The sequence below is a fragment of the Rhodococcus sp. T2V genome (genome assembly GCF_029269925.1).
GTDB lineage: Bacteria > Actinomycetota > Actinomycetes > Mycobacteriales > Mycobacteriaceae > Rhodococcus_F > Rhodococcus_F koreensis.
Window position 1 is genome coordinate 242,390 of record NZ_JARJBD010000003.1, and the last position, 15,042, is coordinate 257,431.

The 15,042-nt window shown below is 69.1% G+C and carries 15 protein-coding genes; 3 read left to right on the forward strand and 12 right to left on the reverse strand.

Annotation, left to right across the window (positions count from 1 at the left end; translation table 11 throughout):
* Positions 1-67: 67 nt before the first annotated feature.
* The 12 genes from rpsG to P3H15_RS04680 form a co-directional block, all read right to left on the reverse strand.
* Positions 68-538 carry a 30S ribosomal protein S7 gene (gene rpsG, locus P3H15_RS04625; protein WP_005252199.1) on the reverse strand — a complete coding sequence of 157 codons (471 nt, stop codon included), beginning with the start codon at positions 536-538 and terminating at the stop codon, positions 68-70.
* On the reverse strand, positions 538-912 hold the full coding sequence (gene rpsL, locus P3H15_RS04630) for a 30S ribosomal protein S12 (RefSeq protein ID WP_005252198.1): 375 nt from the start codon (positions 910-912) through the stop codon (positions 538-540). The genes rpsG and rpsL overlap by 1 nt, the downstream gene beginning before the upstream one ends.
* 362 nt (positions 913-1,274) lie before the next feature.
* Positions 1,275-1,814 carry a DUF3558 domain-containing protein gene (locus tag P3H15_RS04635; protein WP_276136200.1) on the reverse strand — a complete coding sequence of 180 codons (540 nt, stop codon included), beginning with the start codon at positions 1,812-1,814 and terminating at the stop codon, positions 1,275-1,277.
* An 11-nt stretch (positions 1,815-1,825) separates the two neighbouring features.
* Positions 1,826-2,350, reverse strand: a complete 525-nt coding sequence (locus P3H15_RS04640; RefSeq protein ID WP_276136157.1) for a DUF3558 domain-containing protein — start codon at positions 2,348-2,350, stop codon at positions 1,826-1,828.
* Positions 2,351-2,388: 38 nt separating this feature from the next.
* Positions 2,389-3,078 (reverse strand): TetR/AcrR family transcriptional regulator, encoded by a 690-nt coding sequence (locus tag P3H15_RS04645; protein WP_276136158.1) that lies wholly within the window; start codon positions 3,076-3,078, stop codon positions 2,389-2,391.
* Between the two features lie 59 nt (positions 3,079-3,137).
* A complete protein-coding gene (locus P3H15_RS04650; protein WP_276136159.1) occupies positions 3,138-3,938 on the reverse strand; it encodes an enoyl-CoA hydratase family protein in 801 nt (266 codons plus the stop codon).
* Positions 3,938-5,098 carry an acyl-CoA dehydrogenase family protein gene (locus P3H15_RS04655; RefSeq protein ID WP_276136160.1) on the reverse strand — a complete coding sequence of 387 codons (1,161 nt, stop codon included), beginning with the start codon at positions 5,096-5,098 and terminating at the stop codon, positions 3,938-3,940. Before P3H15_RS04655 ends, P3H15_RS04650 begins: the two co-directional genes overlap by 1 nt.
* Positions 5,095-7,074, reverse strand: coding sequence for a biotin carboxylase N-terminal domain-containing protein (locus tag P3H15_RS04660; protein ID WP_276136201.1), 1,980 nt, complete (start codon positions 7,072-7,074; stop codon positions 5,095-5,097). The genes P3H15_RS04655 and P3H15_RS04660 overlap by 4 nt, the downstream gene beginning before the upstream one ends.
* 40 nt (positions 7,075-7,114) lie before the next feature.
* Positions 7,115-8,713, reverse strand: coding sequence for an acyl-CoA carboxylase subunit beta (locus P3H15_RS04665; protein ID WP_276136161.1), 1,599 nt, complete (start codon positions 8,711-8,713; stop codon positions 7,115-7,117).
* A complete protein-coding gene (locus P3H15_RS04670) occupies positions 8,710-9,858 on the reverse strand; it encodes an acyl-CoA dehydrogenase family protein (protein ID WP_276136162.1) in 1,149 nt (382 codons plus the stop codon). Before P3H15_RS04670 ends, P3H15_RS04665 begins: the two co-directional genes overlap by 4 nt.
* The gene (locus P3H15_RS04675) at positions 9,855-11,561 is read right to left on the reverse strand and encodes an acyclic terpene utilization AtuA family protein (RefSeq protein WP_276136163.1); all 1,707 of its coding nucleotides are present in this window, start codon (positions 11,559-11,561) and stop codon (positions 9,855-9,857) included. The genes P3H15_RS04670 and P3H15_RS04675 overlap by 4 nt, the downstream gene beginning before the upstream one ends.
* Positions 11,558-12,349, reverse strand: a complete 792-nt coding sequence (locus P3H15_RS04680; RefSeq protein WP_276136164.1) for a TIGR03084 family metal-binding protein — start codon at positions 12,347-12,349, stop codon at positions 11,558-11,560. Before P3H15_RS04680 ends, P3H15_RS04675 begins: the two co-directional genes overlap by 4 nt.
* Positions 12,350-12,440: 91 nt before the next feature.
* On the opposite strand from P3H15_RS04680, the gene P3H15_RS04685 reads away from it, so the two are divergent.
* Genes P3H15_RS04685 through P3H15_RS04695 form a run of 3 tightly spaced genes read left to right on the forward strand, consistent with a single transcriptional unit; the run spans position 12,441 to position 15,027 of the window.
* On the forward strand, positions 12,441-13,295 hold the full coding sequence (locus tag P3H15_RS04685; protein WP_276136166.1) for an SDR family oxidoreductase: 855 nt from the start codon (positions 12,441-12,443) through the stop codon (positions 13,293-13,295).
* A 57-nt stretch (positions 13,296-13,352) separates the two neighbouring features.
* On the forward strand, positions 13,353-14,153 hold the full coding sequence (locus P3H15_RS04690) for a crotonase/enoyl-CoA hydratase family protein (RefSeq protein WP_276136167.1): 801 nt from the start codon (positions 13,353-13,355) through the stop codon (positions 14,151-14,153).
* Positions 14,154-14,172: 19 nt separating this feature from the next.
* Positions 14,173-15,027, forward strand: coding sequence for a DMT family transporter (locus P3H15_RS04695; protein WP_276136168.1), 855 nt, complete (start codon positions 14,173-14,175; stop codon positions 15,025-15,027).
* The last annotated feature ends 15 nt before the right edge of the window (positions 15,028-15,042 follow it).

Here is a 15,042-nt window from a genome sequence, read left to right on the forward strand (position 1 = left end):
CCCCGGTAGGGGCCCGACGTGCGACGACGCCGGAGCAGTCACGGTAGGTGACTGCTCCGACGTGACGTCACCAGCGGTAGTGGGCGAATGCCTTGTTGGCTTCGGCCATCTTGTGAGTGTCCTCACGACGCTTCACAGCGGCACCCAGGCCGTTGCTGGCATCGAGGAGCTCGTTGGCGAGACGCTCAACCATCGTCTTCTCACGACGCTGCCGGGAGAAGGTCACGAGCCAGCGGAGCGCGAGGGTGGTGGAGCGGCCCGGACGGACCTCGACCGGCACCTGGTAGGTGGCGCCACCGACACGGCGGCTGCGAACCTCGAGGGCGGGCTTGACGTTGTCCAGTGCGCGCTTGAGGGTGACGACCGGATCGGTGCCGGTCTTCTCGCGCGCCTGCTCGAGTGCTTCGTACACGATGCGCTCGGCGGTGGACTTCTTGCCGTCCAGGAGAATCTTGTTGACGAGCTGCGTCACCAGAGGCGAACCGTAGACCGGGTCGTTGATGAGCGGGCGCTTCGGAGCGGGGCCCTTACGTGGCATTAGCTCTTCTCCTTCTTGGCGCCGTAGCGGCTGCGGGCCTGCTTGCGGCCCTTGACACCCTGGGTGTCGAGGGAGCCGCGGATGATCTTGTAGCGCACACCGGGGAGGTCCTTCACACGACCACCGCGGACGAGCACCATCGAGTGCTCCTGCAGGTTGTGGCCCTCGCCCGGGATGTAAGCGGTGACCTCGACGGAGCTGGTCAAGCGCACACGCGCGACCTTACGGAGCGCCGAGTTCGGCTTCTTCGGGGTGGTGGTGTACACGCGGGTGCACACGCCACGACGCTGCGGGCTGCCCTTGAGGGCTGCCGTCTTGACCTTCGCGGTCTTGTCGCGGCGGCCCTTGCGGACCAGCTGGTTGATGGTTGGCATTTACCGGCTTTCTTCGTGTTGAACAGACTGCTCTGGACAAGCAACCTTGGCTGTTCTGAAATTAGGGATCTAGCAGTTGGGGCAAGAGAGCTGCTGCCCCTCACCCGCCCCTCGAGCTGCACCCGAGGTCGGGTGTGTCGCATACCCCCACACAGGCAGCCGGATGCTCGTTCCATGCAGAAAACTGCACGAACGCGCGCACGGCAATACCTCGCTAGGCACACAAACCGGCCCGGGCATGCCGGACACGACCCACAACGATACCCGGCGGCGCGCCGGAAGGTCAAAGTGGGCGGGCAATGGTAAGGGCTGACCTGCGATGGGCGGTACTGCTTGAAGCTGTCGGTACGGACACGGGCACATCAACTACTCAGATTGAGCGTCAGATCCGCAAGCGTCGATGCCGCCTGGCACGGGTCTGCCGCCCCCGTCTGGAACTGTACCCACCAGCCGACGACGCCCGAGGAGGGCGACCCGACCGTCACTCCGCACGCCCCCGGATCGCCGGGCGGACGCATCACGACGGCCCTGCGCCCCTGGATGGTGGACGCTTCCACCGCGTAGCCGAGCTTCTCCGCGGTCGACTTCTCCGTGTCGAGGGAACCCGTCTCGAACCAGTTGAACGTCACCTTCACGGGACCGTTGGCGCCGACCGCGTCCCAGCGGCAGATCGCGCCGAAGAAGCCCCGTTGGATGGCGTCGGCGCCGACGGTCTGCGCGATCTGTTCGTCGGCGACCGCGTTGCACTCCTCGAGCAGGGCCGTGAACTGTTCGGTGTCCCCCGAGGAGGAACTGCCCTCCACCCTCGGTGAGCCCTCGATCGTCGACCCGCACCCCGCGATCAGCCCGACTGCGGTGGCCGCGGTCAGCACCCGCACGGCGCGCCACGTCCGCCTGCCCATCACTCCCCCGCTCACTTGGCCCTCGACACGCTGAGTTCGGCGAGGTCGCGCGCCACCGTGCACGGATCGGCCGCGGGTTGCGCGTCCGCATACATCACCGACCAGTGCACGAAGTCACCGCCGAACTCCACACCGAGTTCACACAGAATTCCTTCGGACGACGCGATGAATCCGGGATGTCCCTGGACGTCGATGTCGGTGGCCGGCCTGCCGATCAGTTCCGAACCCGCCCGCTCGCGGCCGATCGGACTGCCGCGGTACCAGGAGAACGTGACGCTGGGACCGCCTATTCCCGCGGTTTCCCACTCGCAGCCGACGGAATTGCGCGTCACCCCGGTGAAGGGAGGCATGCCGAACGCCTTCGCCACCTCGTCGTCGGTGACCGAACCGCACTGGCCGAAGAACGGGCCCGGATCGGTCACCTGCGGAAGACTCTGTGCGGCGGGTGCGGTACCGGAATCGTCTCCGTCTCCCCCACAACCGGCCAGACCGGCCGCGACGGCGATCAGGACGAGCGCTCCCCATTTCCGGCCCATGGTCGGTGACTCTACCGATCGCCGCGATCTTTGCCCGGTCAGTCGAGAACGGCCACGTCGAGGCGCCCGGGCTCTACAGATCTACCGCCCCGCGGCTCTGCCGATTCACCGCACCGCGGCTCTGCCGATTCACCGCACCGCGGTAGTGCGGCGTCCAACTGCGCAGCCCACTGCCGCACGATCTCCGCGCGCCTCTTGGAGTCGTCCGTGAGCACGTCGGCCAGGCCGAGTCCGCGGGCGAGATCGAGGGTGGCCTGGACGAGCCGGTGCGCCACCGGATCGGCGTCGTCGAACCCGAAGTGTTCGACGGCGGTACGGTGCGCGACCCGCCCGAACCGTTCCTCGAGCGGCACGATCCGGGCCCGCAGTTCCGGGTCGGCGGCGGCCGCCGTCCACACCTGCAGCGCCGCCTTGAACAGGGTGCCGGTGTAGTAGTCGACGAGCCGCGACACCACCGCCTCGGTGCGCCCCTCCCCGGTCGGCAGGTCGGTGGCCTCGCGCCGGGCCTGCTCCATCCGGGCGTCGAACATGACCTCGAGCGCCGCGGTGATGAGGTCTTCGCGGGTGGGGAAATGGTGCTGGGTCGCGCCGCGGGACACGCCGGCGCGCTGGGCGACGAGGCTCACCGTCGTCGCGCCCCAGCCCAGTTCCGCGAGGCAGTCGATGGTGACCTCGAGGAGATGTCCGCGCGTGACCCGGCTACGGTCCTGCTTCGGTTCGCGGGTCATGTGTCACTTCCTCTCGTCGCGCTGCGCGCCCGTGCGTGACCGTCGAGTCCTGAGACTCGTCAACCACGCACAGGGCCGGAGGCCCATCTCGGCGGCCGCTTCTGCAGAAACGCCATCATGCCTTCCCGCGCCTCTTCGGATTCGAACAGCCTCGCCGACTGGGCGGTCAGCTCGTCGGTGTAGCGGTCGAAGTCGGCGAGCACACCGCGGGTGGTCAACGTCTTCGATTCGGCCAGACCCTGCGGCGACGCCTGCCGCAACTGGTCCAGCAATTCCTCGACGGTGTCGGCGGGATCCTCGGCGGACTCGCTGATCAGCCCGATCGCCTCCGCCTCGTGGGCGCCGAACTTCTCGCCCGTCAGCAGGTAGCGGCTCGCGGCGCGCGAATCGATGCGGGGCAGCACGGTCAGCGAGATGATCGACGCGGCGAGCCCGAGCCGGACCTCGGTGAGCGCGAACGTGCTGCGCGGGCCGGCGACGGCGAGGTCGCACGCCCCGACCAGCCCCATGCCCCCGGCCCGGACGTGACCGTCGATCCGGGCGATCACCGGTTTCGGCAGCTCCACGATGACGCGCAGCAGTTCGGCCATCTGCCGGGTGCGCGAGCCGACGTCGCCGGACGTCTCGCTCAGATCCGCCCCGGCGCAGAACGTGCCACCGGTGTGGGTGAGGACGACGCCGCGGACGTCGATGTCCGCGGCGGCGTCCCGCAATCCCTGCAGCAACTCGTCCACGAGCCTGCCGGAGATCGCGTTCCTGTTGTGGGGCGAGTCGAGGGTGAGGGTGGCGAACCCTCGATCCACCTCGTACCGGACGTACCGGTCGGCTTCCACGTCGGTCATGTGCTGTCCGTTCGACATCAGTACGACTTCGGCAGCCCGAGCGAGTGCTGGGCGACGAAGTTGAGGACCATTTCCCTGCTCACCGGCGCGACGCGGCCGATGCGGGCCGCGCCGAGCATCGCCGCGAGGCCGTACTCCTTGGTCAGGCCGGCGCCGCCGTGCGTCTGGACGGCCTGGTCGAGTGCCTTGATGCTGGCCTCGGCGGCGGCGTACTTGGCCATGTTGGCGGCCTCGGCGGCGCCGAAGTCGTCGCCGCTGTCGTAGAGGACCGCGGCCTTCTGCATCATCAGCTTCGCGAGTTCGAGTTCGATCTTGATCTGCGCCAGCGGATGCGAGATGCCCTGGTGTGTGCCGATCGGCTCCTTCCACACCGTGCGCTCCTTCGCGAACCGCACCGCGGCGTCGAGCGCGTAGCGGCCCATGCCGATCGCCATCGACGCGCCGAGGATGCGTTCGGGGTTGAGGCCCGCGAACAGCTGCATCAGAGCCGCGTCGGCCTCGCCGACAAGCGCGTCGGCGGGCAACCGGACGTCGTCGAGGAACAGCATGAACTGGTGGTCGGGCTCGACGATGTCCATCTCCATCGGCGTCTTCACGAAATTCTCGGCGTCGGTGGGGACGATGAACAGCGCAGGCTTCAGCTTGCCGGTCTTCGAGTCCTCGGTCCGCGCGACGATCAGGACGGCGTCGGCCTGGTCGACACCGGAGATATAGATCTTGTTCCCCGACAGCAGCCAATCCTCGCCGTCTCGGCAAGCAGTGGTCGTGATCTGGTGCGAGTTGGACCCCGCGTCGGCCTCGGTGATGCCGAACGCCATGATCTTCGAGCCGTCGGCGAGTCCGGGGAGCCACTTCTGCTTCTGCTCCGCCGTGCCGTACTTGCCGATGATCGTGCCGCAGATGGCGGGCGAGACGACCACCAGCAGGAGTCCGGCGCCGTGGGCGGCGAGTTCTTCCTGGACGAGCGCCAATTCGTAGATGCCCGCGCCGCCGCCACCGTATTCCTCGGGGAGGTTGACGCCGAGGAAGCCGAGTTTGCCCGCCTCGTTCCATAATTCGGTGAGCGGTTCGCCGCGCCGCGCCCGCGGAAGCACGTAGTCGACGTAGTTGAAGCGCTCCCCGAGCCTCGACACGGACGCGCGGAGTTCCTTCTGTTCTTCTGTCTCGATGAAGCTCATGATTCTCCTTCAGCGTGCGCTGCTTCGACTACTGCCAGGACTGTTCCCACGTCGACCTGCGTGCCGACGGTCACGGACAGTTCGGTGAGGACACCGGAGGCCGGCGCCTTGATCGTGTGTTCCATCTTCATCGCCTCGAGCCACACGATCGGCTGACTGGCGGTCACCGCATCACCGACCGCGGCGCCGACGCGGATCACGGAACCCGGCATCGGTGCGAGCAGCGACCCCTCGGCGACGACGGCACTCGGATCGGTGAATCGTGGTGCGGCGGTTAGGCTCACCGGGCCCAGCGCGGAGTCGACGAAGACGTCGTCCCCGTACCGGGACACCTCGAACGAGCGGCGCAGCCCCGCCACGTCCAGTGCGACGTGCCGTGCCGTCGCGGACACGAGTGAGACGTCGTCGAAACCCTCCGCCTTCAGCCCGTACCGGGTGAGCAGGTATCGGATCTCGACGTCGCCGCCGGTACCGGTGAACGTCTTGCACTGCGGCGCGGACGCCAGGTTCCGCCACCCGCTGGGGAGCGTCGAGTCGACCGTCGCGACGTCACGGTTGTGCGCGGCGTCGGCGAGGGCGGCGGCCAGCGCCGACAGTCGCTCGGTCGCCGCCGACGCCAGCGGTTGCGCGAGTACGTCCAGCCCGTGGGTGTCGAAAAAGGCGGTGTCCGTGTCGCCTGCGAGGAATGCCGGGTGGCGGAGCACGTTGACCAGGAGGTCGCGGTTGGTGCGCAGACCGTGGATCTGCGCGCGGCCCAGTGCCGTCGCCAGCCGGGTCGCTGCCTGCGTCCGGGTGGGCGCGAACGAGATGACCTTCGCGAGCATCGGGTCGTAGTGCACGCCGACGGTGGACCCGTCGACCACCCCGGAGTCGAGGCGGATGCCCGGCGTGCGGAGAACGTCGAATTCGACCGCGCTGCCGGGTAGCGCCAGGCGGTGGACCGGTCCGCTCTGCGGCTGCCAGTTCTGCGCGGGGTCCTCGGCGTACAGCCGGACCTCGATGGAATGGCCCGACACGGCGGGCGAATCGGCGTCGAGTGCCAGACCCGATGCCACCTGCAGTTGCAGGTCCACCAGGTCGAGACCGGTGGTGCATTCGGTGACCGGGTGCTCCACCTGCAGGCGGGTGTTCATCTCCAGAAAGAAGAAGTCACCCTGGTTGTCGGCCAGGAACTCGACCGTCCCCGCCCCCTCGTAGTCGATGGCCTTCGCCGCGACCCGGGCGGCCTCGAACAGCCGCTCACGCATTCCGGGGACGGCCTCGACCAGCGGCGACGGCGCCTCCTCTACCACCTTCTGGTGCCGGCGCTGGATGGAGCACTCACGCTCCCCCACCGCCCACACGGTTCCGTGCCGGTCGGCCATCACCTGGACCTCGATGTGCCTGCCCGTCTCGAGGTAGCGCTCGCAGAACACGGTCGGGTCGCCGAACGCCGATTGCGCTTCGCGCCGCGCGCCTTCCAGCTGTTCCGGAAGGTCCGCGAGTTCACGCACCACGCGCATCCCACGTCCGCCGCCGCCCGCGGACGCCTTGACGAGCACCGGCAGATCGGCTTCGGTGACGGCGTCCGGATCGAGTTCGGCCAGCACCGGGACCCCAGCGGCGGCCATCAACTTCTTGGACTCGACCTTGGAACCCATCATCTCGATGGCGGGCGCGGGCGGTCCGATCCACGTCAGCCCCGCATCGTGGACGGCGCGCGCGAATTCCGCGTTCTCGGACAGGAACCCGTAGCCGGGGTGAATGGCGTCGGCACCCGCCAGGAGCGCCGCCTCGATGACGAGGTCACCGCGCAGATAGGTGTCGGCGGGACTGTTGCCCGGCAACCGGACCGCGGCGTCGGCCTCGGTGACGTGCGGACTGAGTGCGTCGGCGTCCGAGAACACGGCGACGGTCCCGATGCCTGCGCGGCGGCAGGTGGCGAAGATGCGGCGGGCGATCTCGCCGCGGTTGGCAACCAGTACGGACTGGATCATGGCAGGGGCGAGCGGAGCAACGGGGTCGGTCATCAGTGCCTCACATCCGGAAGACGCCGAAATTCTCGGCGCCTTCGATCGGGGCGTTGGCAATGGCCGACAGGCACATTCCCACCACGGTGCGGGTGTCGCGCGGGTCGATGACGCCGTCGTCGTAGAGGCGACCGGACAGGAACATCGGCACCGATTCGGCCTCGATCTGGTTCTCGATCATCGCGCGCATCCCGGCGTCGGCTTCTTCGTCGAACGCCTGCCCCCGCGCCTCCGCGGAGGCCCGGCTGACGATGGAGATGACGCCGGCCAGCTGCGCGCCGCCCATGACGGCGGACTTGGAACTCGGCCAGGCGAACAGGAATCGGGGGTCGAACGCGCGTCCGCACATGCCGTAGTGGCCGGCGCCGTACGACGCGCCGAGCAGGATCGAGATGTGCGGGACGGTGGAGTTGGAGACGGCGTTGATCATCATCGACCCGTGCTTGATCATCCCGCCTTCCTCGTACTCCTTGCCGACCATGTAGCCGGTCGTGTTGTGCAGGAACAGCAGCGGGGTGTTCGAGCGGTTGGCCAGCTGGATGAACTGGGTGGCCTTCTGCGATTCCTCGCTGAACAGCACGCCGCGCGCGTTGGCGAGGATGCCCACCGGATATCCGTGCAGTTCGGCCCAGCCGGTGACGAGGGACGATCCGTACATCGGCTTGAACTCGTCGAAGTCGGAGCCGTCGACGATGCGGGCGATGACTTCGCGGGGGTCGAACGGGATCTTGAGGTCGGCGGGGACGATGCCGAGCAGTTCCTCGGGATCCTCGAGCGGCTCGACGACCTCCGCGCGCGGCGCCGGGCCCTGCTTCTTCCAGTTCAGGCGTTTGACGATGCTGCGCCCGATTCGGATGGCGTCCTGCTCGTCGACGGCGAAGTAGTCGGCGAGACCGGACGTGCGGGCGTGCATCTCGGCGCCGCCCAGGGTTTCGTCGTCGGATTCCTCACCGGTGGCCATCTTGACCAGGGGCGGCCCGGCGAGGAACACCTTGGACCGTTCCTTGATCATGACGACGTGATCGGACATGCCGGGGATGTACGCGCCGCCGGCGGTCGAGTTGCCGAAGACGAGGGCGATGGTCGGAATACCCGCCGCGGACAGTTGGGTGAGGTCGCGGAACATGCGCCCACCGGGAATGAACACTTCCTTCTGCGTGGGAAGGTCGGCGCCGCCGGATTCCACGAGGGAGATGACGGGAAGCCGGTTCTGCCGGGCGATGTCGTTGGCGCGGAATCCCTTCCGCAGCGTCCACGGGTTGCTGGTTCCGCCGCGGACCGTCGGGTCGTTCGCGACGATCAGGCATTCGACGGCTTCCACGACGCCGATGCCCACCACAGTGCTGGCACCGACCGGGAAGTCGCTGCCCCACGCCGCGAGCGGGCACAGTTCGAGGAACGGCGAGTCCGGGTCGAGGAGCAGTTCGATGCGCTCTCTGGCGAGGAGTTTGCCGCGCTTCTTGTGCCGCTCGGTGTATTTCTCGCCGCCGCCTGCGAGCGCCTTGGCGTGCTCGGTCTCGATCTCGGCGAGTTTTTCCGTCATCGCGTTCGCGGCAGCGGCGTACTCCTCCGAACCGGTGTCCAGGGCGGATTTCAACGTGGTCATGACTGATACCCCAATCGCTTGGCCGCGAGCCCCGTCAGGATCTCGGTGGTGCCGCCGCCGATCCCGAGGATGCGCATGTCGCGGTACTGCCGTTCCACTTCGCTCTCCCGCATGTAGCCGAGCCCGCCGAACAACTGGACCGCCTGGTTGGCCACCCACTCGCCGGCCTCGACGGCGGTGTTCTTCGCGAAACAGACTTCCGCGATGAAGTCCTCGTTCGACACGAGCGAACGCTCCACCAGCGCCCTGGTGTAGACGCGGGCGACGTCCGTTCTGCGGGCCATCTCGGTGACGGTGTTCTGCACCGACTGCCTGCTGATCAGCGGGCGGCCGAACGTCTCACGGTCGCGTACCCACGCCAGCGTGAGGTCGAGGCACCGTTGCGCACTCGCATAGGCCTGCGCGGCGAGGGCGATGCGCTCGGTGAGGAAGGCCTGCGCGATCTGCGCGAACCCGCTGTTCTCCTCGCCGACGAGGTTGGCGGCGGGCACCCGTGCGTCGGCGAACGACAATTCGGCCGTGTCCGACGCGCGCCAGCCCATCTTGTCGAGTTTGCGTGCCACCTCGAATCCGGGTGTGCCCTTCTCGATCACGAGGAGGGAGACCCCGGACGCGCCGGGGCCGCCGGTGCGGACGGCGGTGACCACGAAGTCGGCGCGGACGGCGGAGGTGATGAACGTCTTGGACCCGTTGACGACGAAGTGGTCGCCGTCGCGGACCGCGGTGGTCCGCAGGTGCCCGACGTCGGAGCCGCCACCGGGTTCGGTGATGGCGAGCGAGCCGATGAGTTCGCCGCGCAGGGTGGGACGGACCCACGTCTCGATCTGCTCCGGATCTCCGGCGGCCGCGAGGTGCGGCAGCGCGATCCCCGACGTGAACAGGGAAGCGAACACACCGCCCGACGCACCCGCCTGGTGGAATTCCTCGCAGATCAGCACCGCATCGACGAGGTCGCCGCCTTCGCCGCCGACGGATTCGGGGAAGCCGGCGCCGAGCAGTCCCAGTTCGGCGGCCTCCCGGTGGAGGGTGCGGGGCAGTTCGCCGTCGCGCTCCCACTCGTCCAGGTTGGGCAGTATCTGTCGTTCGACGAAGCTGCGCACCGTCTTGCGCAGTTCCTGCCGCTCGGGTGTGTCCCACACGCTCACAACGGTGTCCCTTCGGGGAGGAGTGCTTCGGGTATGTCGAGGTGCCGGGATCTCAGCCATTCGCCGAGCCCCTTCGCCTGCGGGTCGAACCGGGCCTGGGACGCGACGCCCTGCCCGAGGATTCCCTCGATCACGAAGTTGACGGCGCGCAGTTTCGGCAGCACGTACCTCGTGACGGTGAGATCGGCGGCCTCCGGGAGCAGGCGCTTCACCTCGTCGACGGTCAGCGCGTGGACCAGCCACCGCCACTGCTCGTCGGTGCGGACCCACACACCGACGTTCGCGTTGCCGCCCTTGTCGCCGCTGCGTGCCCCGGCGACGGTGCCGAGCGCGACCCGGACCGTGGGTTCGGCGCGCCGCGGTTCCGGGAGCGCGGGCTCGTCGACGTCCGCGAGTTCCCGGACGTCGGTGGCGGGTTCGATGTCGACGCGGGTGCCGTCCGGCAGCACCGCGACGTGCGGCACCTCCTTGGCGTACACGTAGCCGGGGGTGAACACGCCGTAGGGCTGCCCCTGCCCGGGTGGCGCCGTCAGCGTGAATCCGGGGTAGCTCGCGAGCGCCATTTCGACTGCGACGGAGGAGAATCCGCGACCGACGGCGTTGGCGTCGGGGTCCCGGACCACGCAGCGCAGCAGCGCGCTCGCCGCCTCCTCGGTGTCGGCGTCCGGGTGGTCGGTGCGGGCGAGCGACCAGTCGAGTTCGGCGGGCCGGGTGGGCAGCCACCCCTCGAGTTGCCGCTTCACGAGCGCCGCCTTGGCCTCGATGTCGAGGCCGGTGAGCACGAACACGGCCTCGTTGCGGAAACCGGCGAGCGTGTTCAGCGACACCTTGAGCTGCGGCGGCGGCGGCTCCCCGGTGACGCCGCTGATCCGGACCCGGTCCGGGCCGTCCTGCGATAGTGCGGCGGAGTCGATCCGCGCGGTCACGTCAGGTCCGGCGTACCGGCCACCGGTGATCTCGTACAGCAACTGTGCGGTGACGGTGCCGACGGTGACGGCGCCGCCGGTCCCGGGGTGCTTGGTGATGACGGACGATCCGTCCGAGTCGATCTCGGCGATCGGGAACCCGGGGCGGTCGAGGTCGTCGATCTCGGTGAAGAACGCGTAGTTGCCGCCCGTCGCCTGGGTGCCGCACTCGATGATGTGCCCCGCGACCACGGCGCCGGCGAGCTGATCGACATCGTCTCGCTGCCAGCCGAAATGAGCGGCGGCCGGGCCCACGATCACGGACGCGTCGGTGACCCTGCCGGTGACGACGACGTCGGCGCCGGCGTTCAGACATTCGACGATGCCCCACGCGCCGAGGTAGGCGTTGGCGGTCAGCGGGCTGCCCAGCCCCAGTTCGGCGGCCCGGCCGATCAGGTCGTCGCCCTCGACGTGGGCGATCGTCGCCTGCAACCCCAGCCTGTCGTTCACCTCCCGCAATGCATCCGCGAGACCGGCCGGGTTGAGCCCGCCGGCGTTCGCGACGATGCGGACCCCGCGGTCCAGGGCCAGCCCGAGGCAGTCCTCCGCCTGACGCAGGAACGTCTTGGCGTAGCCGCGGTTCGGGTCCTTCATGCGGTCGCGGCCGAGGATCAGCATGGTCAGTTCGGCGAGGTAGTCGCCGGTCAGGTAGTCGAGTTCGCCGCCCTCGAGCATCTCGCGCATCGCCGACAAGCGATCGCCGTAGAAGCCGGAGCAGTTGCCGATCCGCACGGTCATCGGGTTCCCGCCTCACGGCCGCCGCCCGCCGGGCCCGCGAAGGCCTGAGCGATGTTCAGCCACGTGTCGGCGTCCGCGCCGGTGACGTCGAGGGCGAGGTCGGCGCGGTTCGCGCGCTGGGTGACGAGGAGGCAGAAGTCCTCCGCGGGTCCGGTGACCTTCTGCGCGGCGCCCTCGGGACCCCACGTCCAGACGGACACTCCGTCGGGGGCAGTGAGTTCCACGCGGAACTCCTCCGCGGGCGGGGCGAGTTCGTTGACGGCGTACGCGAAATCGCGGGTGCGGACGCCGAGGTGGGCGATGCTCCTCAACCGCTCGGTGGGCTTGCGCGGCACTCCGAGCGCGTCGGCGACGTCCTGGCCGTGCGCCCACGTTTCCATCAGCCGGGCGGTGGCCATCGACGCCGCCTTCATCGGCGGGCCATACCAGAGGATCTTCTGCCCGGGCGGCAGCGCCAGGAGAGCCTCCGCGAGCCGGGTCCGCGCCGAGCGCCACGCCGCCAGGAGTTCGGCGGGTTGCCGCCGGGCATGTTCGGAGGCGCCCGCGTCGACGAATCCACCGGGGTTCGAGGCGGCCACCGTCAGTTGCGCGGTGAAGCCGTCGGGGTCGGTGATCGCCAGCAGCGCGGCCTCGTCGGTCCACAGCAGATGTCCGATCTGGTGGGCGATGGTCCAGCCCTCGGCCGGTGTCGGATCGGCCCAGCGGGTGTCGGGGAGGTCGGCGACGAGCGCGTCCAGCGAGTCGCTCTCGGCGCACAAATCATCGATGAACCTCTGCAGTTCAGCCATGCGACCAGCATCACACCGACCCAATAAAAAAGCAAGCACGATTGATTGTTATTCGGCTGCGCATCGCTCGGCGAGCTGACATCCTGGTCACGTGATCCGACAGATGCTCACCCAGGCCGCGCTCAATCCACTCCCCACCCCGCGCACCCTGGCAGCCCGACTGGTCCCGGGAACGGGCCACACCGTCGCCGGGAAGCGGATCCTCGTCACCGGTGGTTCCTCGGGCGTCGGCGAAGCGGCGGCACGCCGGCTCGCGACCCTCGGCGCGGAGGTCGTCCTCGTCGCCCGCGGCTCCGACGCCCTCGAGTCCGTGCGCGACGACATCCTGCGATCGGGTTGCGACGCCCACGCCGTCCCGTGCGACCTCACGGACCCGGAGTCCGTCGACGCCCTCGTCGCGCGGGTGCTCGGGGAGATCGGACCCGTCGACGTTCTCGTCAACAACGCCGGACGGTCGATCCGGCGGACCGTCGAGGACTCGCTGGACCGCTTCCACGACTTCGAACGCACCATGGCCGTCAACTACTTCGGCTCGACGCGGCTGACCCTGAAGTTGCTCCCGTCGATGCTCGAACGCGGCGAGGGGCACGTCATCAACGTCGCGACGTGGGGCGTGCCGGCCGGGGTCATGCCGAAGTTCTCCGCCTACCACGCGTCCAAGGCGGCCGTCGGCGCGTTCGGCCGCAGCCTCGGCGCCGAACTGCGCGACCGCGGGATCTCGGTGACCACCCTCGACTTCCCCTTGGTCCGGACGCCGATGATCGCGCCCACCACGGACTACGACGCGATGGCGGCGCTGACTCCCGAGCAGGCGGCGGAATGGTTCGTCACGGCGGTGCGCACGCGGCCGATCGAACTGCTCCCCAGTTACGCCGAATTGTTCCGGCTGCTCGGCACGTTCGCGCCGTCCGCCACCGACGCACTGGTACGGCGCACCGGCATCTGAGCGCAATGACAGACTGGGACGGTCTCGAATCCGCGCTCACACCCGAGGGAGTCGTCCATGACCGACGCCGTGCTCACCACCCGCGAAGGCGACATCGTCACCTGGACGCTCAACCGCCCGGACGCCCGTAATCCCATCTCCGAGCCGGACGTGATCGAGGCGCTGGAGAATGCGGTGGCCGACGTCAACGGTGATCCCAGTGTGCGCGCCGCGATCGTCACCGGTGCCGGCTCGGCGTTCTCCTCCGGCGGCAACGTCAAGCACATGCGCGACCGCGCGGGAATGTTCGGCGGCTCCCCCGCCGACCTGCGTCAGGGCTACCGGCACGGCATCCAGCGCATCCCGCTCGCCCTCTACCACTGCGAGGTGCCGACCATCGCCGCCGTCAACGGACCCGCAATCGGCGCCGGCTGCGACCTGTCACTGATGTGCGACATGCGGATCGCCTCCACGGCCGCCGTGTTCGCCGAGAGCTTCGTCAAGGTCGGACTCGTTCCCGGCGACGGCGGCGCCTGGTTCCTTCCGCAGGCGGTCGGGATGGCGCGGGCCAGCGAGATGGCGTTCACCGGCGACGCGATCGACGCCGCGAAGGCGCTCGAATGGGGACTCGTCTCGCAGGTCGTCGAACCCGGGGAACTCCTCGACGCGGCACGGGCCCTCGCCGACCGGGTGGCGGTCAACCCGCCGCAGGTGCTGCGGATGACCAAGAAACTGCTTCGCGAAGGCCGTCACCAGAGCCTCGAGAGCCTCCTCGAACTGTCGGCGGCCATGCAGTCGCTCGCCCACCACACCGCGGACCATCACGAGGCGGTCGGCGCGGTGCTCGACCGCCGCACTCCGAACTTCACCGGCCGGTGACCCCGGGCAGCGCACACCCGTGACGGCCGAGCCGCACAGTCAACTTCTCCCCGTCGTCTCGGTCCTCGGATCGGTGCTGTCCGTCCAGTTCGGTGCCGCGTTCGCGAGCACCCTGTTCGATGCGGTCGGCGCAGGCGGCGCCGTGTCGCTGCGCCTGACGATCGCGGCGATCATCCTCGGGGTGATCGTGCGGCCGCGGTGGCGACGGTGGACACGCACGCAGCGGCAGGGTGTTCTCGCACTCGGAGTGGCGCTCGCCGTGATGAACTCGGCGTTCTACGAGGCCCTCGCGCGGCTCCCGCTCGGCACCGCGGTCACCATCGAATTCCTGGGTCCGCTCACGCTCGCCGCCGTGCTGTCGCGGAGACTGCAGGACGGCGTGTGGGTGCTCGCGGCGCTGACCGGCGTGGTCCTGCTCGGTCTGCGCGAGAACTCGGGCGCCGAGTCCCTCGACCTCGTGGGGGTGGGGTTCGCGCTCGTCGCCGGTACGGCCTGGGCCGGCTACATCGTCGCCGGCTCACACCTCGCCGCGAGGGTACCCAGCGCGGACGGCCTGGCCGGGGCGAGCATCGTCGCAGCGATGCTGACGATTCCGCTCGGCGCGGTGTCGGGCGGCACCGCGCTGTTCGATCCCCGGATCCTGGCCGTCGGCGCCGCGGTCGCCTTGCTGTCCTCGGTGATTCCGTACTCGCTCGAACTGCGGGCGCTACGGGTGATGAGCAAGAAGGTGTTCGCCGTACTCATCGCGCTGGAACCGGCGGCCGCGACCCTCGCCGGGGTGATCGTGCTCGGGCAGGTCCTCGGACTGCAGTCGCTCGCCGCGATCGCGCTCGTCGTCGCGGCGGGCGTCGGATCCGTGCTGAGCAACCGGTAGCGGCACGGACGACGG

Bases quoted from the DNA above. Each gene is read 5' to 3' on its own strand.
- rpsG (WP_005252199.1), bottom strand. From the start codon at position 538: ATGCCACGTAAGGGCCCCGCTCCGAAGCGCCCGCTCATCAACGACCCG.
- rpsL (WP_005252198.1), bottom strand. From the start codon at position 912: ATGCCAACCATCAACCAGCTGGTCCGCAAGGGCCGCCGCGACAAGACC.
- P3H15_RS04635 (WP_276136200.1), bottom strand. From the start codon at position 1,814: ATGGGCAGGCGGACGTGGCGCGCCGTGCGGGTGCTGACCGCGGCCACC.
- P3H15_RS04640 (WP_276136157.1), bottom strand. From the start codon at position 2,350: ATGGGCCGGAAATGGGGAGCGCTCGTCCTGATCGCCGTCGCGGCCGGT.
- P3H15_RS04645 (WP_276136158.1), bottom strand. From the start codon at position 3,078: ATGACCCGCGAACCGAAGCAGGACCGTAGCCGGGTCACGCGCGGACAT.
- P3H15_RS04650 (WP_276136159.1), bottom strand. From the start codon at position 3,938: ATGTCGAACGGACAGCACATGACCGACGTGGAAGCCGACCGGTACGTC.
- P3H15_RS04655 (WP_276136160.1), bottom strand. From the start codon at position 5,098: ATGAGCTTCATCGAGACAGAAGAACAGAAGGAACTCCGCGCGTCCGTG.
- P3H15_RS04660 (WP_276136201.1), bottom strand. From the start codon at position 7,074: ATGATCCAGTCCGTACTGGTTGCCAACCGCGGCGAGATCGCCCGCCGC.
- P3H15_RS04665 (WP_276136161.1), bottom strand. From the start codon at position 8,713: ATGACCACGTTGAAATCCGCCCTGGACACCGGTTCGGAGGAGTACGCC.
- P3H15_RS04675 (WP_276136163.1), bottom strand. From the start codon at position 11,561: ATGACCGTGCGGATCGGCAACTGCTCCGGCTTCTACGGCGATCGCTTG.
- P3H15_RS04680 (WP_276136164.1), bottom strand. From the start codon at position 12,349: ATGGCTGAACTGCAGAGGTTCATCGATGATTTGTGCGCCGAGAGCGAC.
- P3H15_RS04690 (WP_276136167.1), top strand. From the start codon at position 13,353: ATGACCGACGCCGTGCTCACCACCCGCGAAGGCGACATCGTCACCTGG.